Origin of the sequence: Geobacillus thermoleovorans, from assembly GCF_001610955.1 — a bacterium.
In the GTDB taxonomy this organism is placed as follows: domain Bacteria; phylum Bacillota; class Bacilli; order Bacillales; family Anoxybacillaceae; genus Geobacillus; species Geobacillus thermoleovorans.
In genome coordinates, this window is the sequence record NZ_CP014335.1 from 1,349,874 (window position 1) to 1,372,000 (window position 22,127).

The 22,127-nt window shown below is 48.4% G+C and carries 16 protein-coding genes and 1 pseudogene; 14 read left to right on the forward strand and 3 right to left on the reverse strand.

Features of this window, described 5'->3' with window-relative positions; genetic code table 11:
- Positions 1-125: 125 nt before the first annotated feature.
- From gucD to GT3570_RS06770, 4 genes and pseudogenes are all read left to right on the forward strand, one after another.
- On the forward strand, positions 126-1,592 hold the full coding sequence (gene gucD / locus GT3570_RS06760) for an alpha-ketoglutaric semialdehyde dehydrogenase GucD (protein ID WP_062898565.1): 1,467 nt from the start codon (positions 126-128) through the stop codon (positions 1,590-1,592).
- A gap of 133 nt (positions 1,593-1,725) precedes the next feature.
- Positions 1,726-1,974 (forward strand): Uma2 family endonuclease, encoded by a 249-nt coding sequence (locus tag GT3570_RS19330; RefSeq protein WP_369793556.1) that lies wholly within the window; start codon positions 1,726-1,728, stop codon positions 1,972-1,974.
- Positions 1,938-2,303 (forward strand): Uma2 family endonuclease, encoded by a 366-nt coding sequence (locus GT3570_RS19335; RefSeq protein ID WP_369793557.1) that lies wholly within the window; start codon positions 1,938-1,940, stop codon positions 2,301-2,303. Before GT3570_RS19330 ends, GT3570_RS19335 begins: the two co-directional genes overlap by 37 nt.
- A gap of 34 nt (positions 2,304-2,337) precedes the next feature.
- Positions 2,338-2,616, forward strand: a pseudogene (locus GT3570_RS06770) (sigma 54-interacting transcriptional regulator); the annotation flags it as partial.
- A 71-nt stretch (positions 2,617-2,687) separates the two neighbouring features.
- Here the strand turns inward: GT3570_RS06770 and GT3570_RS06775 are convergent.
- Positions 2,688-3,332: a hypothetical protein gene (locus GT3570_RS06775; protein WP_062898566.1), complete on the reverse strand. Its 645-nt coding sequence runs from the start codon at positions 3,330-3,332 to the stop codon at positions 2,688-2,690.
- 169 nt (positions 3,333-3,501) lie between these two features.
- On the opposite strand from GT3570_RS06775, the gene GT3570_RS06780 reads away from it, so the two are divergent.
- Positions 3,502-7,269, forward strand: a complete 3,768-nt coding sequence (locus GT3570_RS06780; RefSeq protein WP_062898567.1) for a bifunctional RecB family nuclease/DEAD/DEAH box helicase — start codon at positions 3,502-3,504, stop codon at positions 7,267-7,269.
- A gap of 557 nt (positions 7,270-7,826) precedes the next feature.
- On the forward strand, positions 7,827-9,260 hold the full coding sequence (locus GT3570_RS06785) for a site-specific DNA-methyltransferase (RefSeq protein WP_023634510.1): 1,434 nt from the start codon (positions 7,827-7,829) through the stop codon (positions 9,258-9,260).
- Positions 9,261-9,361: 101 nt separating this feature from the next.
- Here the strand turns inward: GT3570_RS06785 and GT3570_RS06790 are convergent, their stop codons facing one another.
- Together GT3570_RS06790 and GT3570_RS06795 are read right to left on the reverse strand one after the other, a co-directional pair.
- Complete coding sequence (locus GT3570_RS06790; RefSeq protein WP_062898568.1) at positions 9,362-9,673, reverse strand: hypothetical protein; 312 nt, start codon at positions 9,671-9,673, stop codon at positions 9,362-9,364.
- A gap of 264 nt (positions 9,674-9,937) precedes the next feature.
- Entirely contained in the window at positions 9,938-11,446 is a 1,509-nt protein-coding gene (locus GT3570_RS06795) for an NCS1 family nucleobase:cation symporter-1 (protein ID WP_013523518.1), read from the reverse strand.
- Between the two features lie 346 nt (positions 11,447-11,792).
- Between GT3570_RS06795 and GT3570_RS06800 the strand changes: the two genes are divergently transcribed.
- The 8 genes from GT3570_RS06800 to GT3570_RS06835 all read left to right on the forward strand — a co-directional run bounded on the left by GT3570_RS06800 (position 11,793) and on the right by GT3570_RS06835 (position 22,104).
- Complete coding sequence (locus tag GT3570_RS06800) at positions 11,793-12,683, forward strand: nitrilase-related carbon-nitrogen hydrolase (protein ID WP_013523519.1); 891 nt, start codon at positions 11,793-11,795, stop codon at positions 12,681-12,683.
- 74 nt (positions 12,684-12,757) lie between these two features.
- The gene (locus GT3570_RS06805) at positions 12,758-14,107 is read left to right on the forward strand and encodes an NAD(P)-dependent oxidoreductase (protein WP_011230917.1); all 1,350 of its coding nucleotides are present in this window, start codon (positions 12,758-12,760) and stop codon (positions 14,105-14,107) included.
- A gap of 19 nt (positions 14,108-14,126) precedes the next feature.
- Positions 14,127-15,416, forward strand: a complete 1,290-nt coding sequence (preA, locus tag GT3570_RS06810; RefSeq protein WP_011230918.1) for an NAD-dependent dihydropyrimidine dehydrogenase subunit PreA — start codon at positions 14,127-14,129, stop codon at positions 15,414-15,416.
- Between the two features lie 18 nt (positions 15,417-15,434).
- Positions 15,435-16,850: a dihydropyrimidinase gene (hydA, locus tag GT3570_RS06815; protein ID WP_011230919.1), complete on the forward strand. Its 1,416-nt coding sequence runs from the start codon at positions 15,435-15,437 to the stop codon at positions 16,848-16,850.
- Positions 16,851-16,929: 79 nt separating this feature from the next.
- Positions 16,930-17,160 (forward strand): hypothetical protein, encoded by a 231-nt coding sequence (locus GT3570_RS06820; protein ID WP_011230920.1) that lies wholly within the window; start codon positions 16,930-16,932, stop codon positions 17,158-17,160.
- 306 nt (positions 17,161-17,466) lie between these two features.
- A complete protein-coding gene (locus GT3570_RS06825; protein WP_062898569.1) occupies positions 17,467-19,095 on the forward strand; it encodes a PucR family transcriptional regulator in 1,629 nt (542 codons plus the stop codon).
- Between the two features lie 190 nt (positions 19,096-19,285).
- Positions 19,286-20,419, forward strand: a complete 1,134-nt coding sequence (locus GT3570_RS06830) for an IS4 family transposase (protein ID WP_062898570.1) — start codon at positions 19,286-19,288, stop codon at positions 20,417-20,419.
- Between the two features lie 218 nt (positions 20,420-20,637).
- Positions 20,638-22,104 (forward strand): CoA-acylating methylmalonate-semialdehyde dehydrogenase, encoded by a 1,467-nt coding sequence (locus tag GT3570_RS06835; protein ID WP_011230922.1) that lies wholly within the window; start codon positions 20,638-20,640, stop codon positions 22,102-22,104.
- The last annotated feature ends 23 nt before the right edge of the window (positions 22,105-22,127 follow it).

Consider the following 22,127-nt stretch of genomic DNA (forward strand, 5'->3'; position numbering starts at 1 on the left):
CAAAATATTTCAACTATATTATAGTAGTGTTATGAACTTGTATTTTTCAGATCATGACCAAGGGCAAACATTTTTTCCAAGATCGTATGCAGCGATCACGTGAATGGAAAGGGGGAGAAGATATTATGAAGATGAGAACAGAAAAACAAACATACTTGAATTACATCAATGGCGAATGGATTCATTCCTCCACTGGAAAAATCGAAGCCAGCCTTAACCCAGCCAACATCGATGATATCGTCGGCTACGTTCAAGAGTCCGGAGTCGAGGATGTGAACGTTGCGGTTGAGGCGGCGCGAAGGGCGCAGGCGGCATGGCGGAAGCTGTCCGGCCCGAAACGCGGAGAGTATTTGTTCCGCGCGGCTGACGTTCTTGAGAAACGGCTTGACGAGATCGCCGAAACGATGACAAGAGAAATGGGAAAAACGCTCCCGGAAGCAAAAGGGGAAGTGCAGCGGGGAGTCAATATTTTGCGCTACTATGCTGGGGAGGGGATGCGGTCCATCGGCGAGGTCATTCCATCCATGGACAGCGAAGCGTTGATGTTTACCACGCGCGTGCCTCTTGGCGTGGTTGGGGTCATCACGCCGTGGAACTTTCCAGTCGCGATTCCGATTTGGAAAATCGCACCCGCCATCGTCTATGGAAACACCGTTGTGTTTAAGCCGGCGCAAGAAACAGCTGTCACCGCCGCGAAAATCGTGGAGTGCTTTGATCAAGCGGGGCTGCCGGCCGGCGTTGTGAATTTGGTGACAGGCAAAGGATCGGTCATCGGCAATGCGATCGCCGAACACCCCCATATTCACGGCATCACCTTCACCGGCTCCAATGAAGTCGGCAAAACGATCGCCCAAAAAGCGGTAGCCCGAGGGGCGAAATACCAGCTGGAAATGGGCGGAAAGAATCCGGTGATCGTGCTCGAGGACGCTGACCTTGATCGCGCCGTCGAAGCGACGATTAGCGGAGGACTGCGTTCGACGGGGCAAAAATGTACGGCGACAAGCCGTGTCTTCGTTCAGAGTTCCATCTATGAATCGTTTAAAGAACAATTATTAGCGAAGATTAAACAGTTGAAAATTGGCGACGGACTGAAAGAAGGCGTCTGGATGGGCCCGTGCGCCAGCCGGAAGCAGTTGGAGACGATTCTTTCTTATATCGAAAAAGGGATCGAAGAAGGGGCGACATTGCTTTGCGGCGGCCGCCGCTTGGTCGATGGAGAGCTCGGAAACGGGTTTTATATAGAGCCGACGGTGTTTGAGAACGTATCCCCGAACATGACGATCGCTCGCGAGGAAATTTTCGGGCCGGTGCTCTCCTTAATTAAAGTGGACACGTTTGAAGAAGCGTTAGCCTTAGCCAATGACACACCGTTTGGCCTTAGCGCCTCGATTTTCACGCAAAATATCGGCAAGATGCTCGCGTTCATCCAAGACATCGAGGCCGGACTCGTCCGGATTAATGAAGAAAGCGCCGGCGTCGAACTGCAAGCGCCGTTTGGCGGGATGAAGCAGTCCAGCTCCCACTCGCGGGAACAAGGACGGGCGGCCATCGAGTTTTTCACGGCGATTAAAACGGTGTTTGTAAAAGGATAAGAAGTTGAGGAAAGTGCGCTGCCGTTTGGGCAGGGCGCTTTTTTAGCGTGAGGGAATTGGCAAAGGCGATTGTCGGCGAGCAAACGGTTTGCTTACATATAGAGGAAATAGCATGTGCGGGAGGGAGAGCGGCATGAGCCAATCAGGCGAGCAACGCCGGTATACGCTCGGCGAGTTCTTTTCTTTAGCTGGAGACGAGCGAATGGAGCTGTACGAAGGAACGATTGTGTTGATGTCCCCAGCTCCTTATGAGCATGAAGGGGTGGTCGCCAATTTGATTGCCGAGTTTCGCATGGCGTTAAAAGGAAGTCCTTGTCTTGTGTTCGGCAGCAACCTCCAAGTCTTTTGTTTGAAGATGAACAAAAAGGAACGAAAAATGTAACGGTGCTGCCCGACCTATCTATTATTGGTGATCGAACGAAACTGCGCCAAGGTCGGTGTTACGGCGCCCCCGACCTAGTGGTGGAAGTGTTGTCGCCAAGCACCGCCCGCAACGACCGGCTGCTTAAGCGTCATTATTATGAGAAAGCAGGAGTCCGCGAGTATTGGATTGTCGATTATCAGCACCAGGTGATGGAAAAATACGTTTGGCAATCGGGAGCGTTTCAGCTAGAAGACGTGTACGATGCAGCCAACGGGGCGGCTGCATCGACCACGTTTCCCGAGGTGCGCTTTTCCGTGAAGGAGATTTTTACGTTTTTGACGTCGTGAAGAGCGGCACAGGCACATACAAAATAACAACAAGCATAACGGCCGACTCAAAGAAATGATCCGTATCGCGAAACGGGCAGCAGAGTCGGACTTGCCAGTGTTCATTATGGGGGAAAGCGGAACCGGCAAGGAGCTGTTCGCCCAGGCGATTCATCAGGAAAGCCCGCGGGCTGACCGCCCATTCGTTCCTGTAAACTGTGCGGCCATTCCTGACGCTTTGCTGGAAAGCGAATTGTTCGGCTATGTGGAGGGATCGTTTACACATGCGAAAAAAGGAGGAAAAATCGGGCTGTTTGAACTGGCGGACGGGGGAAATGGTTAAATAAGTTGAACAAGAGCTTAGATAACGGACAGGCGGGCTTAGGCGGCCCGCCTGCTTTATCGTCATAAAATGACATTCTTAATTTTGTAGATTTCCCGTTCGTGTTCGATGACTTTGTTCGAGAGGAAGGTGATGTCAAGCTTGATGTTGTTCAGCTGTTCGGTGAATGATTGGGCATGGGAATCGACTTTTTTCTCTAAGGCGTCGAGTCTTTGGTGGATGGAAGAGACTTCGCCGTGAAGTTTATGCACGTCCATCGCGAGGGCGTCGAGTGCAGCGTCGGTTTCATCCTGGCGGTGAAGAAGAGCAGACATCAGATCATACAGCTCTTTTTGGCCGGCTTTGATATGGGCTTGTTCTTCTTCTAACCGCTTTTGGCCTTCAAGGAGAGCTTGCTGGATCCGTCGGAATTCTTCCTGTTCTTTTCGCATTTCTTGCTGTTCTCTTCGGATCTCCTGCTGCTCTTTCCGCATTTCTTGCTGTTCTCTTCGGATCTCCTGCTGTTCTTTTCGCATTTCTTGTTGTTCTCTTCGGATCTCCTGCTGCTCTTTCCGTATTTCTTGTTGTTCTCTTCGGATCTCCTGCTGCTCTTTTCGCATTTCTTGTTGTTCCGCTTCCAGCCGTTTGTGGCTTTCGACGAGGAGATGCAACGTGTTTTCGATATGACCGAGCCGGTCGAACAGTTGCAAGAGGATCTCTTCGCTCATGTTGGCCCCTCTTTCATCTTAATTTCCTTCATTATAGCACATATGTTCTTGTTAGACAAGCAGGAATGGTGTATATAGGAAAGCGTACAAACATATGATACAATGGATAAACAAACTGACAAATCTCAGTGCGGGCATCGGCCAGTACGTTTTAGAAAGGGATCGATGTATGCTTTACGTTTCTCCTGCCAAAATCGCAAGCTATTTTTATCATGAGTGCGAGCGGAATTTTTATTTTCAGTCGTTGGCGAAAGAGCGGCGCGGCGAGCTCGATGTGCCGGAAGAGCTGTTTGAGCGGCCCGCGGTTCATGAGGGAGTGCTGCGCCGAGGAGTTGAGTGGGAAGAGGAAGTGATCACGACCCATTTGGCCGGCCAAGTGAAGATGGGAGAGCGAGAGCCTGGCGTGCCGATTTCCCACTGCTATTTGGATGGCGAGGAAACGATCCGCGAGTTGAAGCGGCCGAGCAAGCGATATTTGTATCAGCCGACATTGATCGCGCCGCCGCGCTTTTACGAACGGTACGGGTTGGATCGGGACGACATCCATTTTGCGGCGTGCCGCCCGGATTTGATTGAGTGCATACCGGGACAAAACGGCTTTGTGTTTCGCATCATCGACATCAAATCATCAGACGTGTTGAAGCTTTCCCACCGCGTGCAAACGGCGTTGTACGCCTTGATTTTGTCTTCCGTTTTAGAGGAGCACGGCATTAGGGGCAATGTGGATTGGTGCGAAGCGGGGGTATGGACGTACAAAACCGAGCAGCCGCAAGCAGCGGATATCAGCCAGTTGCTCCCGTATCTCGAACAGTTTTTGGCTGGCGAACTGACGGCGCTGGCCGAGAAGCAACCCGATGAGCTGTTTTGGCACTTAGATTACCGGTGTGAATGGTGTCCGTTTTATGACTATTGTTTCGACAAAGCACGGCAACAGAAGCACATTTCCCTCGTTCCGTACTTATCGAACTACACGTCCCGCTTCATCCGTGAGCGGCAGCTGCCTGAGACGATCGGTGAGTTTCGCCAATTTCTTGAACGTCAAGAAAACAGGCATGTGCTGAAACAAAACGCCGGGCTGGCGCGCCAACTTCGGCGGCTTGAAGCGCAGCTTGAGGCCATCACGCAAGAAAAAGTCGTTCCGTATGACCGTGCGGTGACACATATGCCGATATGGGAAGACATCCGTCTTATTCTCACCGCGCAACGCGACCCGTTGACGGGCAAGATCGCGGCGGCATCGCTGTACCGTGTTGGTGGAACAGACGTGTTTGGAACGGGATCGGAAATGCATCATGTTATCGCCGGTTCGTTTGAGGAATGCGACGAGGTTGGCCGAAAGCTGGCCGATGCGCTGGACCGCCTGCTTCATACGGTGCACGATTACAACCGAGAGCGAGAGTGGCGGGCGCAAAAGTCCGTGCAGGCGTATGTCGTCGACAACTATGAATGGGACAATGTGCAACAGTTGCTTCAAGAGCTTTTGTTCGATCCAGAATATCAAGAAAAAGCCGTTCGGTTGCTGTCGTATTTTCATAGCAGCTCATTAGCAAGTGCCAGCGACCACCCAAGCGAAATGGTTCCGCTTCCTGTCGTTGTCCTGACAACGGCCGTGAGCCAGCTGTTCGCCTTGCCGGCGCATGTCGCGTACCGTCTTGAAGACTTGTCGCGATATATTGCGGCCTACAATGATTCGCCGTTTCTGTACTCGGCGAGTGAGCGTTTTTCATTTCGTTTGACAAACGCCATGAAACTGGATGTGCTGCACGACGCCTGGCAAACGGGGGACGAGGAAAAACGAAAAGCGGTCGAGAAGGAGCTAAGCCGGCGTCTTTGGGCCGCAAGCAGCATTATCCAAGGCATCCGCGTCTGGGCTGAGAGCGTCCATCCTTCGCCGCTTATTGTCTGGCCGGAAAAATTTGCGTTTCCTCATTCGGCTGATTACCGCGATCCGCTTGTGTCCAAGCTGGCGTTTATGGCGCGCTACGAGGCGCTATTAAACTACTTGGATATTCGCCAAAAGCGCCTGCTCCCGCTTTCGGAGCGGCTTGAGAACGGAGTGACGCTTCATGTCACGTACCTTGGCGGCGATCGGTTCCGATTGAACAACCGCCAGGCGCTTGAAACGATCGATCTAAAGGCGAGCTGGCTTTTGACGGAGTGCAATGAGGAAGGAGAAAAGGCGCAACAGACGTTTCCAGATTATAAGTATTCCAGCGAATGGAAGCCGCCCCAATGGGCCAATTTGTACTTTACCCGCATTCGCGCCATCGAAGATGATGGCAAGACAGCTGAACTCGAGCTCGAGTTGCCCAAATGGATCGACCGGTTTCCGCTTGTGGAAGGAGAGGAGTATCGGCTGTCGATCCGGCATGCCGATTTTACCACCCCGCGCGTCTTGCAGGCGTTGCAACAGTTGGATAAGGACAATCATCGCATCTTGGACTTGATTCGCGATCCGATTCGCTATCGGAAAACGTTTCGTCCCAACTGGGATGCAGAGGAAGTCAAGGCGCTTCTCCGCCGAAGCGGGTTGACAAAAAGCCAGCGCCAGGCGTTTCTTCAATTTCTTCGTCATACGTTGACACTCGTCTGGGGGCCGCCTGGCACCGGGAAAACGCATTTTATTGCCGTTGCTCTTCGGTTGCTGATGGAAATGTATGAAAAACGGGGGCGAAGGCTTGCCATTCTTGTTTCGGGTTTCACCCATGCGGCGATCGAAAACGTTCTGCGCAAAATTCAGGAGCTTGCGCCGCGGCGCAGCGTCCATATCGCGAAACTCGGCGAGATTCAGACGGAAAACGCCAAAGGAATCGCCGAGGTGGCGGACCGTGACCTTCTCGGATGGCTTGGCAGCGGCGGCCATCGGGTGCTTGGCGCCACGCTGTACGGCATTCAAAGGGCATACGAAAAAGGCTATATAGAAGGGTTTGACGTCGTCGTCCTTGATGAGGCGTCGCAAATCCGCGTGGCCGATTCACTGTTGGCGTTACGCCATGTCAAAAAAGCAGGCAGGCTGCTCATTGTCGGCGACCATTTCCAGCTGCCGCCGATCATTCAAGGGACGTATGCGGCCGGCGAAGGGGAGCCGCACTTGTTCGACTCGATTTTCCGCCTGTTGTTTGACGCCGATGTCGAGAAGCGGTATACCCGCCAATTGACGGACAATTTCCGTATGAATGAGGCGCTTTGCCGCTACCCGGCCGATCGGATTTATGGACGTGACTATACAGCGTTCAACCGCCAAATTGCCGAGCAAACATTGGCGCTCGTCGACGCTCCAACTGCCGATGAATGGGTGGAAGCGGCGATCGACCCCGATTATCCGCTTGTTGTTTGCGTTTATGATGGTGCGCACGGCACGCAAGAAAATGAGGCCGAAGCGCGCTGGGTGGCCAACATAACGAGGGTGCTTCGGGAACGGCTCCTTGATGGTGATGGAAAACGGTATGATGACACGCCGGATGGCGATCAAGCGTTTTGGCGCCACGGGCTGTTTATCATCTCGCCGCATCGGGCGCAAATCCGCGCCATTCGCCGTGAGCTTGAACGCCAAGAATTGCGCCCGCCGTTTTTCGTCGATACGGTTGATAAAATGCAAGGGCAAGAGGCGGATGCGGCGATCATTAGCTACGGCGTCGCCGACCCTGAACTGGCTGTGATGGAAGGGGAGTTCATCTACAGTTTGAACCGCCTCAACGTTTCGCTTACACGGGCGCGGAAAAAGGCGATCCTCTTCCTCTCGCGCCAACTCATGTCGCCGTCGCTTCAGGTGATCGGCAACGAGGAATACCGTGAAGGAGTGAATTTTATGCTCGGGCTCGAGCACTACGCTTCACGGCGTGGGGAAGCCCGGGCATTCATGATCGACGGCGTCAAACTGTACATGTACCGGGTCGGCTGTTCTAAGCTTGAAAAGGTGGACCATTCCTCTCTTTGAAAACCGTATGAGCGGTCGCCATCCGCCATGCCGCCTTCTCCGTCTCATTGGCTCGTCTTGTTTTCGGTGCCGAATTCAGCCATGCACGGTCCGAAAACGGTCAAAAAACAGGGGGAGGTGTGCATGGCGGTTTTTCTTTCGGGAACAGAAATATGGTGTTGATATACCAATGGTTTGAACGGTTGACGACTTTAGTCACTTGTTAAAGTTGACATAACCACATTTTATTTTTGAGAGGAGTAGAAGGGGTGTGCAAGAATACCCGTTGCAACCTTAGAAAATCAATGGTAAAATGAAGGTACTCTTGAAAAAGGAAGGTCTCGTTTAGAGGATAAAAACCGCAAGTAAATATGTTTCAACAAGATTTACTGAACGGATCTTGAAAATGAAAAAGGAAAACCTCGTTCAAAGGTTTTGCTCCCCCGCTTTTTGCAGAAGGCGGGGGTGTTTTTATGGCCAAAGGAAGGAAACCGGTGCGCCGTGGCGAAATAATGGAAATAAGATTCGTCAAAAAAAGCACCGCGTTGGGAAGGGCGAGGGGAGAGAGGGGGAGTGCCATGGCAAACGTCGGCGGGAGAAGGAAACCGGCAGCGGATGCAAGGCTTGAGGCGATCAAAAAGCTCTTTCCGGAAGCGGTTGTAGATGGGGGCATCGATTGGGAGTTGCTGAAGAAAGTGTTTGGCGGTCACGAACGGCAAGAAGCATATGAGTTCACGTGGCCGGGGAAGGCGGAGGCGAGGCGGCTCGCTGAGCTGCCTGCGTCCGGAGTATTGCGGCCGGATCAGGCAGCGAGCAAACAGTGGGAGACGACGAACAATTGGTATATTGAAGGAGACAATTTAGAGGCGTTAAAGCTGCTGAGAACGTCGCATGCGGGAACCATTCAAATGATTTACATCGATCCGCCGTACAATACAGGAAAAGTGCTCACGTACAAAGACAATTGGCGCAAGGGGAAAGCCGTTGTTCCTAGCGGAATCCAGGAAGAAGCGCGTGCCCATGCCGGCTGGCTCAACATGATGTACCCGCGCCTTTGGGTGGCGAGGGAGCTGTTAGCCGAGACGGGGGCCATCTTTATCTCCATTGATGATACGGAGCAGGCGAATTTGAGAAAAATGTGCGATGAAATTTTTGGCGAGCGGAATTTTGTCGCCACGTTCATTTGGCAGCGGGCGTTTTCGCCCGTGAATATGAACAAGTTCGCCTCGCGCAACCATGATTTCATTTTATGTTATGCGAAAAACATCGATCGCCTGGCTTGGTACGGCTTGCCGCGCCATCCGGAAGCGGATGGGCGGTATGCCAACCCAGACAATGACCCACGCGGTCCATGGACGTCAGGCGATTTGTCGGTGGGTCCGCCGATTCCGGAAAAGATTTATGAGATTGTGACGCCAAGCGGTCGGGTCGTTTCCCCGCCGAATGGGTATTGCTGGCGGGTGACGAAGGAGCGCTTCGCCGAGCTGGCGGCGGATAACCGCATTTGGTTTGGCAAAGACGGAAACGGGGTGCCGCGCCTGAAGCGGTTTTTAAGCGAAGTGAAGTCGACGGTGACGCCGCTTACGATTTGGACGCATGACGAGGTGTCCCATTCGCAGGAGGCGAAAAAGGAGCTGAAGGAGCTGTTCGATGGGCTCGCGGTGATGGATTACCCGAAGCCGGTGAAGCTCATTCAGCGCATGGTGGCGTTGACAACGAGGGATGATGATCTCATCCTGGACTTTTTTTCCGGCTCGGCGACAACGGCTCATGCCGTCATGCAGCAAAACGCCGAAGACGGCGGCCGGCGGTCGTTTATAATGGTGCAGCTTCCCGAACGGCTTGCGGAAACGTCCGAGGCGTATCGGGTGGGGTTTCGGACGATTTGCGACATTGGCCGCGAGCGCATCCGCCGCGCGGGGGAGAAAATCGTTTATGAAACGGGGAAGACGGAGCTTGATATCGGCTTTAAAGTGTTTCGAATTGAGAGAACCAACCAGCCCGCTCGCTAGGCGAACGGGCTGTTCCTTGACTAGGTTGATGAAAGGCGCTTTGGTTGAGGTGATACCCGTGTTTTCCGAGTCTCTGATGTCCAACGTTTCGGGCGCTTTTTTTACAACGACGCCGCAGCCCAACGGTCGTTGACAAAGACGTCGTACTCCGCGGCAATCGTTTCTTTGAGCTCCGCTAAAGATGGGATGCCGTCGGCGAAAGTGTAGGTGTCAAGGCAAATGAGGGAGTATTCGTCGCCGGGATCAAATACGATGGTGACGACTTCTTCCGTTCCGGCGTCCACTTGCCGGACGGTGTCGCCGTCTTCCGGCTCAACGAGTACGTTTTGGTATGTTTCGCGAATCACGTAGTAGCCTTCCTGCAATTGTTCAGTGAATAGATGTTCGATGTCCGTCAGTTCGTGGACAATCATTATTTAAGTCCTCCTAACTTGTGAAATCATTCTCAATGTCAGTATATAACGTAGTCGCTGTCGATATAATAGATGCCGTGGAAAGTTCGAAAAGTTGTCATGTTTGCATGCCAAGCGTAGATAAGGTTGGGTGCAGGATTGATAAGGGAAAATAACAGCTTCCTGCAAAAAGAAAGCGCCCTCGTGGGAGGGCGATGTCAACGTTTAACCAGTGACACTGCTTGCCTTCTGTCATCGATAGGCTGTTTAGGTGTAAATGATTCATTATTTTGCGATTTCTGTCGGACTGTTATGTTTTGAATCGAAAAGGGTGATTTGTTCATACTCGCCTTCCTTTAATACGCTTTGGTCGTTTTTCATTAAGTAGGTGTAGACACCAATTGCAATGAACAATCCAAATGTCCACGCGTTGTCCCAAAGAAAACGAAGTGGTGGTATGAATAAACCAAGTACAGGAATAACGACTCCCACAATCAGTGCGTACACTCCGTTTTTGTTAAACCCATTTGCATAATTGTAACGGCCATTCGGTTTGTACAGTTCTTTTAAGTGCAACTGTCTTCGGCGAACGAGCCAATAGTCCGCAATAGCAATGCCGTCAATGGGTCCAAGCAAAGCGGCGTATGTGCCAAGCCAGCCGAATATATAATTCCCAAAGTTGGACATAATATACCATGGCTGCAATAAAATAGCGAATAGTCCTGTGATAATCGCGCCAATTCCAAATGTAATTCGCTTCGGATATAAATTTTCGATCGCTCGGGCAGGGGCAACCACGTTGGCACCCACATTAATAGTTACAGAAGAGATGACAATAATAATAGTCCCTAATAGAATGACAAATGGGGGAAATTTAGCTAACAGCTGCACGGGATCCCAAATGGCTTGACCAAAAATCACAATGGTTGCTGAGGTTACGGCAATTCCGATAAATGAAAAAACAGTCATTGTAATAGGCAAGGATAAACTTTGGGCGACCATTTGTGATTTCTGACTCTGTGCGTATCGGCAAAAATCAGGGATGTTTAATGCCAATGTGGCCCAAAAGCCGATGACGCCAGTTAAAGAAGGGAAAAAGACTTTCAAAAATTCACCGGTTGTTTCGAACTTAGAAGGAGTCTCTAAAATCGGTCCCCATCCTCCGGCGTTCGTAAATGCCCAAATGAGCAAAATGATGGAAGAAATCCCGACAACAGGTGCAGCCACTGCGCTTAGCTTTTTGATGCCTTCTGGGCCTCTATAAGCAACGCTGATATTTAAGATCCAAAATAATGCAAATACAATGGCTGTATGTCCCGGTAAATTCCCCCACGAAGAGAATGATGCCATGAGTAATGTGTCAATGGCTTCTGTTCCGATCCACGTATTGATTCCAAACCATCCGGCTGCTACAAGGGCCCGGGCTAAAGTGGGAATATGGGCGCCTTTATCTCCAAACCAAAGCCGGGCAAACACAGGATAAGGAATCCCGAATTTTGTTCCTGCATGAGAGTTTAATAAAATCGGAATAAGGACGATCACGTTCCCCAGAAAAATGGTACCAACAGCTTGCCACCAGTTCATTCCTAAAGCAATCATGCCGCTGGCCATGGTGTATGAAGGAATGCATAAACACATTCCAATCCACAATGTAGCAAAATTGATTCCTTTCCATGAATGTTCTTGCCTTGTTGTCGGACGCAAGTCATCATTCCATAAAGGACTTCCACTGACTTCTTGTGCGGCTTCCTCCGTCAAGACCACAATCCCATTGTGTTCAATTTGTGTTTTCATTCATATCCCCCTTTTTTTAAAAATCCAGTGTATAAAAGAGAAATTTAAGAAAATTCTATCTATACTATGTAAATTTTTCATTATACGATTTGTCAAATAAGAAAAAGAGAAATCTATTCATTATGTAAAATGTGTAACTATTCCTCACATTTTGATGTTCTCAATCCTAGGGAGCAACTTCGTCTAGCTGTATATTTATTTCGCTGAAATTTACATAGTGAACAATCAATGTTTTCTATTATTTAACAAAGTGTATAATGAAAAGCTGGTGATTTACTATGTAGAATATTCTTAAAGTTCAGCCTAATTGTGAAACCAGATAAAATGAAGAAGGAGTGATTGGAGCATGGCTGATCAAGTGACCATTGGTTTGATCCAAGCTTCTCATAATGTGCATGGGGACGAGCCGGTCGAGGTTCATAAGGAAAAGGCGATTGAAAAGCACGTCAAGCTTGTCAAGGAGGCAAAAGATCGGGGAGCACAAATCATCTGTTTGCAAGAGATTTTCTATGGCCCGTATTTCTGCGCCGAGCAAAATACAAAATGGTATGAGGCGGCGGAAGAAATTCCAAATGGTCCGACGACCAAAATGTTTCAGGAAATAGCAAAACAGCTGGGGGTAGTGATCGTTCTACCGATTTATGAAAGGGAAGGAATTGCTACTTACTATAATACGGCAGCTGTCATTGATGCCGATGGAACCTACTTAGGAAAGTATCGCAAACAGCATATTCCGCATGTCGGGGTAGGAAACGAGGGCTGTGGATTTTGGGAAAAATTTTATTTTAAGCCTGGAAATTTAGGCTATCCGGTATTTGATACCGCATTTGCCAAGATCGGCGTTTATATTTGTTATGACCGTCATTTCCCAGAGGGAGCGCGAATTTTAGGACTAAAAGGCGCTGAAATTGTGTTCAATCCATCCGCTACGGTAGCAGGTCTCTCCGAATATTTATGGAAACTGGAACAACCGGCTCATGCCGTTGCCAATGGCTATTACGTGGCTGCCATCAATCGGGTTGGATATGAAGCACCGTGGAACATGGGAGAGTTTTACGGGCAGTCTTACTTGGTTGATCCTAGAGGGAACTTTGTGGCCATGGGCAGCCGTGATCAAGATGAAGTGGTGATTGGCGTTATGAATAAGAAGATGATTCGGGAAGTGCGCGATATTTGGCAATTTTACCGTGATCGTCGTCCGGAAACCTATAGTGAAATGACGGCTTTACTTCCATAGAAAGCAGCGAGAAAGGGGAGGAGGGAATGACTCTATTCCCTTTCTTTAAAAATGACGCGTGGAGGGGGATGGAGATGGAGCAATCACGTTTGGAAAAGAACTTTGAAGAAGTAGAGCCTGGCTTGACAGATCGAGAAGCAATGGAAGAAGCGAATCGATGTTTGTACTGTTATGACGCTCCTTGTATTCGAGCTTGTCCGACAGGGATTGATATCCCCGCTTTTATCAAAAAAATTGCTTCTGGGAATGTAAAAGGGTCAGCGAAAACCATTATGTTGTCAAACCCGGTTGGCGCCAGTTGTGCAAGAGTGTGTCCGACAGAGGAATTATGTGAAGGGGCTTGTGTTTTAAATCATTCTACAAAACCCATTATGATTGGAAAATTGCAGCGATATGCGACCGATTGGGCGATCCGAAATAAAGAAGTATTATTCCAAGCGGGACGAAAAAATGGAAAAACAGTGGCGGTTGTCGGCGGCGGCCCTGCTGGATTATCATCGGCCAGAGAACTAGCTCGTCTTGGGTATGAAGTGACCATTTTTGAAGCGGAGAACCAAGCAGGCGGGCTAAACACGTATGGCATTGTTTCTTTCCGCCTCCCTCAAAATATCTCGTTGTGGGAAGTCAATCAAATCAAAAGCTTAGGCGTGCAAATCCGCACGAATACAAGGGTTGGTAAGGATATTGAAGTAAACGAGCTCCTAGAAAATTATGATGCTGTTGTTTTAGCTGTTGGCATGGGGAAAGTGCCAAAGTTAGGAATCCCGGGAGAAGATTTGGACGGAGTATATGATGCCATTGAGTTGATTAAAGAGACGAAAACAAAACCGTTGACTGATCGGCTGGTGGGGAAAAGGGTAGTTGTGATAGGTGCGGGAAATACCGCGATTGATGCAGCTACCTGTTCGGTGCGTCTAGGAGCGGAAAATGTAAAAATTTTATATCGCCGGACGAAAGAAGAAATGACAGCTTATGAATTTGAGTATGAGTTTGCCAAACAGGATGGTGTCGAATTTCGCTGGCTAACAGCACCCAAAAGGATTATTGGCGACAGTAAGGGCAAGGTTACTCATGTTGAATGCGTTCGGATGGAATTGGGAGAACCAGACGCTGATGGCCGCCGCCGCCCTCTTCCGGTTGAGGGATCGGAATTTATTATGCCGGTTGATGTTGTCATTAAAGCCATTGGGCAAGAGCGCCATATCGAATTGATTGAAGCTTTTGGATTAGAGCATGATCATGGCGTAGTCAAGGTGAATCCTGAAACTTATCAAACGTCGAATCCGAAGGTGTTTGCTTGTGGGGATGTGATTTTTGAAAGAGGAAAAGGCGAAGCGATGGTGGTGGTGGCAGCGCAGCAAGGGAAGGAAGCAGCTTACGGGATTCATCGATATTTGACAAAGGCAGTAAGCGAAACGGCCTAAATGAGAGGAGGGAACGGCAATGGCTGATTTAAGCATTAACTTAGCGGGAATCAAGTCCCCCAATCCATTTTGGCTCGCTTCCGCCCCTCCCACCAATTCGGGGTATCAAGTGCAAAGGGCATTTGAGGCGGGTTGGGGAGGAGCGGTATGGAAAACATTAGGGGAACCTATTTTGAATGTATCGTCCCGATTTGCGGCAATCAGTTTTAACGGACAGCGAGTCATGGGCTTTAACAATATTGAATTAATCACGGATCGTCCTCTTGAGGAAAATTTAAAGGAAATTTATGAGACGAAAAAACGTTTTCCTGACCGGGCTGTCGTTGCTTCTTTGATGGTCGAGCCCAAGCGCGAAAAATGGCATGAGATTGTGAAGCGAGTAGAAGATGTGGGCGTGGATGGGTTGGAACTCAATTTTGGCTGTCCGCATGGAATGGCGGAACGGGGGATGGGATCGGCATCAGGTCAAGTGCCAGAATTGGTCGAACGACAAACATATTGGGTCAAAGAGGTGGCACGCACCCCTGTCATTGTTAAATTAACTCCTAATATTACCGATATTACGGCGACCGCTGAAGCGGCTGCCCAAGGCGGGGCAGATGCCATCAGTTTGATCAACACAATCAATAGTCTCATGGGGGTGGACTTAGATACGTGGAATACGATTCCACATGTAGCAGGAAAGGGGGCGCACGGGGGATACTGCGGTCCAGCAGTAAAACCCATTGCTTTAAATATGGTGGCCGAATGCGCGCGACACCCGCGTATCCGCATTCCGATTTCGGGAATTGGCGGGATCTCCAATTGGAGAGATGCCGTTGAGTTTATGTTAATGGGAGCGACAGGAGTTCAAGTGTGCACGGCGGTTATGCACCATGGGTTTCGGATTATCGAGGATATGATTGAAGGGTTGAATCACTATCTTGATGAAAAAGGAATTGCTTCCGTAATGGATATTGTAGGGAAATCAGTGTCAAAGTATTCTGATTGGGGAGATTTGGACCTCAATTATAAGGTTGTGGCGCGAATTCATCGTGAGCGCTGTATTCAGTGCAATAAGTGCTACATTTCTTGTGAAGATGCTTCCCATCAATGCATTGAGCGTCTCGTAGACGAAAACGGAAAAGAATATTTAAAAGTGCGCGAAGAAGATTGTGTAGGATGCAATTTATGTTCCATCGTCTGTCCGGTTGACGGAGCGATTGAGATGGTCGAAGTGCCAAGCGAACATCCCCCGATGACATGGAATGAACGGCAAGTGGCCCTTGGCCGGCTAAGCGGTTGCAGTGTGGATATCAAATCATTATAAATGAAGGAGGGTATCATGATGACAAAATTGATAAAAAATGGAACAATTGTCACCGCTACAGATATATATGAAGCCGATCTCCTCATTCAAGATGGGAAAATTGCAGTAATCGGGAGAAATTTAGATGAGAGCGGAGCGGAAGTGATTGATGCCACAGGTTGTTATGTGTTTCCAGGAGGCATTGATCCGCACACCCATTTAGATATGCCGTTTGGCGGCACTGTGACAAAAGACGACTTTGAGTCGGGGACGATTGCCGCCGCATTTGGCGGGACGACGACCATTATTGATTTTTGCTTAACGAATAAAGGTGAGCCCCTGAAAAAAGCGATTGAAACTTGGCATAACAAAGCGACGGGGAAAGCGGTGATCGATTACGGGTTCCATTTGATGATCAGTGAAATAACGGACGATGTGCTTGAAGAGCTTCCAAAAGTGATCGAAGAAGAAGGAATTACCTCCTTTAAAGTATTTATGGCGTATAAAGATGTGTTTCAAGCTGATGATGGAACCTTGTATCGGACGCTAGTCGCGGCAAAAGAACTCGGAGCGCTTGTCATGGTGCATGCCGAGAATGGAGACGTGATTGACTATTTAACGAAAAAAGCCTTGGAGGACGGGCATACTGATCCGATTTATCATGCATTAACGAGACCTCCAGAGCTAGAAGGAGAAGCGACGGGGCGCGCCTGTCAATTGACAGAACTCGCTGGTTCGCAATTGTACGTCGTTCATGTATCGTGTGCTCAAGCGGTAGAGAAAATTGCTGAAGCGCGCAATAAGGGGTTGAATGTATGGGGCGAAACTTGTCCCCAGTATCTGGTGCTCGATCAGTCCTATTTAGAAAAGCCGAATTTTGAAGGTGCTAAATATGTATGGTCACCGCCGCTTCGTGAGAAATGGCATCAAGAAGTGCTATGGAATGCCTTGAAAAACGGCCAGCTGCAAACGCTCGGATCTGACCAATGCTCATTTGATTTTAAAGGCCAAAAAGAATTAGGAAGGGGAGATTTTACCAAAATCCCAAATGGTGGTCCTATTATTGAGGATCGGGTGAGTATTCTTTTCAGTGAAGGAGTGAAAAAAGGGAGAATTACCCTCAACCAGTTTGTTGATATTGTATCAACAAGAATCGCCAAATTGTTTGGTCTATTCCCGAAGAAAGGAACCATTGCCGTCGGTGCGGATGCGGATTTAGTCATTTTTGATCCAACGGTTGAACGGGTGATTTCAGCCGAAACACACCATATGGCTGTGGATTATAATCCGTTTGAAGGGATGAAAGTAACAGGGGAACCTGTGTCGGTTTTATGTAGAGGAGAATTTGTGGTACGTGATAAACAATTTGTCGGGAAACCGGGGTACGGCCAATATGTTAAACGCGCGAAATATGGGGCGCTAATGGCCGACCAAGATGTGGTGAAAATGTCCTAACGTAAATAAATCATTGAACACCAACAAGCTGTGCCTGGCGGTAAGGATGCGGGTCACGACGAGAAGCGGGGGGTGTGTGATGACTTACCATCAGTTTCTACGTGAGCGAGAAAAGATCGATTACTTAATTGAACAAGGATACTATATGAAAAGCGTAAAAGAAAATTTAAGCGGATCGTTTGTTGAATTTGAGAAAGAAGACTCTTTGTCAGAAACAAGAGATATCCAAACACTGCATATTACAAACGCTGATGCACGCAAATATTTTTCGTCATTATTAATCCGCCAGCTCAGAAAACACCACGAATAGAGAGAAGAGCGATGCACATCGCGATAAGCGCCGGAACGAGTTCCTCTATATATCCTCAATCATTATAGAGGCAGGGCCGGCTCTTTGATTTTCATGAAACAGAGCGCGAATCGCCTAAATGAATGTCACATCTCATAACATAAAACGAGATCGATGATGTTGCTTTCTGTATAATGAAACGTAGAAGGCCATATATAGCCAAGCCGTTACATAAAAATTTGTGATAGAAGCAGGAGCGACCGTTTACGCTGCCTAATATTAAAATGGCATTGCCATGATTGGTGTAAGGGGAGTGAAACAAAGTGTATGAAGACTCCTACATTAACGGTTTCTGATATTCTAAAGCGGAAACATTTTGAACATGTTGAAGTGGTTGCAGGGCATAATGGGCTCAACCGCACTGTAAAATGGGTTCATGTTGTCGAGGTTGCGAAAATCCATCATCTGTTAAACGGAAAAGAGCTGATTTTATCTACTGGGGTAGGATGGAAGGAAAATAAGGAACTGTTTCGATCGTTTGTAGAACAGCTTATCAACTGTGACGCTTCGGGATTATGTATTGAAATCGGTATGCATACTCCTTCTGTTCCGCAAGAAGTAATCGATTTAGCGAATGCGCATCACTTTCCGATCATTCTCTTTCTCAAAGAAGTGCCTTTCGTTGAGATCACCCAAGACATCCACACTTATTTAATTAACCAACACTATGAAATCATCTCCGGACTAGAATCATATTCACAGCAATTAAACAAAAAATTACTTTCAATGGACCATTATAGTGAAATTTTAAAACTATTGCACCACTATTCGGGACATCAAGTGGTTTTTAAAATAAACGGCAGAGAGGTGGAGATATTTCCTAAATATAGCAAAACATTTAAGGAAGAACAGTTGATAGTTGACGACAACGCAGCTTCCAAGAAAAGAGTGGCCACCCAACCGATCCAATTTCTCGGGAATGAATATGCCGAGCTATCCATTGTGTCAACCGGAAAGGAAATCAGCGAATTTGATCTGCTGATTTTGGATCGTACGGCAACTGCGCTGGCACAGCATCTGCTTCGTGATTTGTATGTCGATGAAAAAAAGAGAGTAGAAGAAAATGAGTGGTTGAAAAGCTGGCTAGAGGGAGAGCATCCCATTGAAAATGTGTTTAGTTATTTGGCTGAGTATGGGGCAGAGCCAAATCCAAAAGGAGGGACAGTGCTTGTTGTCCGTTTTAAATCTTCAATGAAGCAATGCTCGAATTTAGACATGATTTATTTTAAAATGCTATGCCGGACGATTTTTGAACAACAAGGTTTTTCGACATTTCCTGTCGATTTTCACAGCAGCATCGTATTTATTATGATCAATAACAGGGAAATGAAAACATGGAAAAGTCGAATGAAAATAGGACTGAATTCTTTGCTTGAATCGGATTATATTCAAAAGAAGAAATTACCTCAATTTGTTGTCGGGGTCGGAAAATTTATCGAAAATGTTTCTCATATGGACAAAAGTTATCGGACGGCTTTAGAGACGATCAAAATTCAACATCATCTTGGCGGCAGAGCCAATAGCTGTTTTTATGAGGATTTGCATATCTATCGAATTATTTCCCTTATTCATAAATACAATGATTTGTATGAAGTTGTCATGGAATACTTAGAGCCTGTTCTTCAATACGATGAAAAATATAATGGAAACTTGTTGGAAACGTTAAAGGTATATTTGGCGTGTAACGGTTCAAAAAAAGAAACCGCACAAACACTATTTGTCGTTAGGCAAACGCTGTATCATCGAATCCAAAAACTAGAGTCGCTTTTAGGAGAGGATTTTATGAATCCGGAAAAACGGCTCGCTATTGAGTTTATGATCAAGGCATATGAATATTTACAATCGCAAAGTATGGAAAACAAATATGTGCAGCATGATCGGTTGCGAAGATTGTAAGTAAGAAGTCTCCCCCCTGAGAAGCGAAAAGCAGAAGATGCCGTAGGCTTCTAGGGGGATTTCTTTCGTAAAAACATCCATGAGCAACAGGCGTGTTGATTATCCAATAAAATCCAAAGGGTATAGAAAAAAGAGCACCTTTCCTGTAGAATGTGAGTAGCGACACAAACAAACCCAGGGGGTGCTCTCTATGAACAAGCATACCACACTCCCGAATTTGATGCAAAAACTTGTTTCGGATGAAGAGATTCAACGGATTGCCGAAGCGGTTGGGTATCGTGATTCGTCTCGAACCTTTCCGTTGCGCGAGTTGATTCACTTCTTCCTGCTGGCCGCCATGCATCAATGGAAAAGCTTTCGCCACGGAGCCGATGTGGGGCCTCTGTATGGATTGCCGCGATTCCATTATTCCACAGTATCCAAGAAAGCGAAAGAAGTTCCCTATGACATCATGAAACGCTTGTTGGCGTTGATCATTTCCAAGTGCAACCGCCAAACCCGCCGTTCGCTTCGGTTTCCCAAACCGCTTCGGGTGGTGGATTCGACGACCGTCACGGTCGGGAAAAACCGCCTGCCATGGGCGCCGTATCACGGCGAACGCGCCGGAGTGAAGCTGCACGTCGCGTATTCGCCGGAATCCTCGTTGCCGGCAGACGTGGTGGAAACCATCGGACTGCGTCATGATGGCCCGGTGGGAGAACAGTTGACGAACGCTCAACAAGTGCTGGTGGAAGACCGGGCGTATGTCAAAATCGAACGCCTCGATCGATTTGTGGAGCAGCATCAGCTCTTTGTCATTCGGATGAAGGACAACATCGAACTTCATCAGAAAAAAAGCTTGAAACGCCTTTCCAGCACATCCTCATCGGTTCAAGCCGACTTCACGTGCCAGTTGGGGACGAAACAATGCCGCTCCACCAAGCGTCACCGGGTGGTGATCTTTCGAGATGCGAATGGCCGCGACATTCGGGTCGTGACGAACCTCTTCCATGCGTCTGCGGAAACCATTGCCGACATGTACCAACAACGTTGGACTGTTGAGGTCTTTTTCCGTTGGGTGAAGCAATATCTGAATGTCCCGACCTTGTTTGGCACGACGGAAAATGCGGTATACAACCAACTGTTTGCGGCGTTCATCGCGTATGTGTTGCTGCGATGGCTGTATGATCAAACCAAAAAACAGACGAACGTCTCTCTTTCCTTCATTTCGTTCGTTCGCCGTTTTTTCTCTGGGCAGCTTCCTCTCGATTGGAAATCCGGGATGGCCGCTGCTTTGTTTGAGTATGCCCAAATTTATGGAAGGCGTATGTATAATTTTGGATAATCAACACTCGTGCATGAGCAATTTTTTGCTCTCCACCGACATGAAAATCTCAGTCCAAGGCGCGCACATTTTCAAAATTTGGTCACATTGTGGAATAAATAGGCTAATCGCTTTTACGCTTTGTCTAGTGAAGGCAATCAAAAACTGGAGGATAATTTTGTGTAACAATACAAAATATTTAGATCATGAACAAAGATAGGAATAAGGAGGAGAATCTGATGTCCATCACCAAACCGGAAACAACGGTTCTCAAAAACTATATCGGCGGACAGTGGGTGGCATCGAGTGGCACAGAAACGCTAGAAGTCCCGAACCCGGCGACTGGGGAAGTGTTGGCGCGTGTTCCGATCTCAACCAAAGAGGATGTCGATCAAGCGGTGCAAGCAGCCAAGAAAGCGTTTGCGACGTGGAAAGATGTCCCTGTTCCCAAACGAGCGCGGATTATGTTTTCATTTCACCATTTGTTAAACCAGCATCATGAGGAATTAGCGGAGCTTGTCGTACAGGAAAATGGCAAAGCGTATAAAGAAGCGTACGGAGAAATTCAACGGGGGATTGAATGCGTGGAGTTTGCGGCCGGCGCTCCGACTTTGCTGATGGGGGAATCGCTGTCGAATATTGCGGAAGAGATTGACTCGGAAATGTTTCGTTATCCGTTGGGAGTTGTGGCAGGGATCACTCCGTTCAACTTCCCCATGATGGTGCCGCTTTGGATGTTCCCGTTGGCGATTGTGTGCGGCAATACGTTTGTATTGAAGCCATCGGAACGGACGCCCATTTTGGCCAATAAGTTAGCAGAACTGTTTACGGAGGCAGGTGCCCCTCCTGGAGTGCTCAATGTCGTTCATGGAGCGCATGAGGTGGTCAACGCCTTGATTGATCATGAGGATATTCGTGCGATTTCATTTGTCGGTTCACAGCCAGTGGCCAAGTATGTGTATGAACGGACAGCAGCGCAAGGCAAACGAGTGCAGGCGTTGTCGGGGGCGAAAAATCATCATATTGTCATGCCAGATGCGGATGTAGAGACGGCCGTACAACATGTGATCAGCTCAGCGTTTGGCAGCGCGGGCCAGCGTTGCATGGCTTGCAGTGCAGTCGTGATTGTCGGGGAAAACGAAACGTTCGTCCGTCGGTTGAAACAAAAAGCGGATGAGTTGATTATTGGGAATGGTATGGATCCGGAAGTGTTATTAACCCCGGTCATTCGGCAGTCTCACCGTGAAAAGGTGCTAGGCTACATTCAGAAGGGGATTGAAGAGGGCGCGGTATTGCTGCGCGATGGGCGAAAGGAAATGGATGATAGACCCGAAGGCAATTTTTTAGGTCCCACGATTTTTGATTATGTCACCCCGGATATGACGATCGCGAAAGAAGAGATCTTCGCACCTGTATTAAGTTTGCTGAGGGCCAATGATTTAGATGAAGCGCTCAGCTATATTCGGAAGTCTCGGTATGGGAACGGGGCGACGATTTATACAAAGGATGCGAAGGCCGTCCGGAAATTCCGTGAAGAGGCCGATGCGGGGATGTTGGGCATTAACGTCGGCGTGCCGGCGACGATGGCGTTTTTCCCGTTCTCTGGCTGGAAAGATTCGTTTTACGGCGATCTTCATGTGAATGGAAAAGATGGCGTGAATTTTTACACGCGCAAAAAGATGATTACTTCCCGGTTTGATTTTTAACCTGTGTTGGGTGAAAGGGGCAG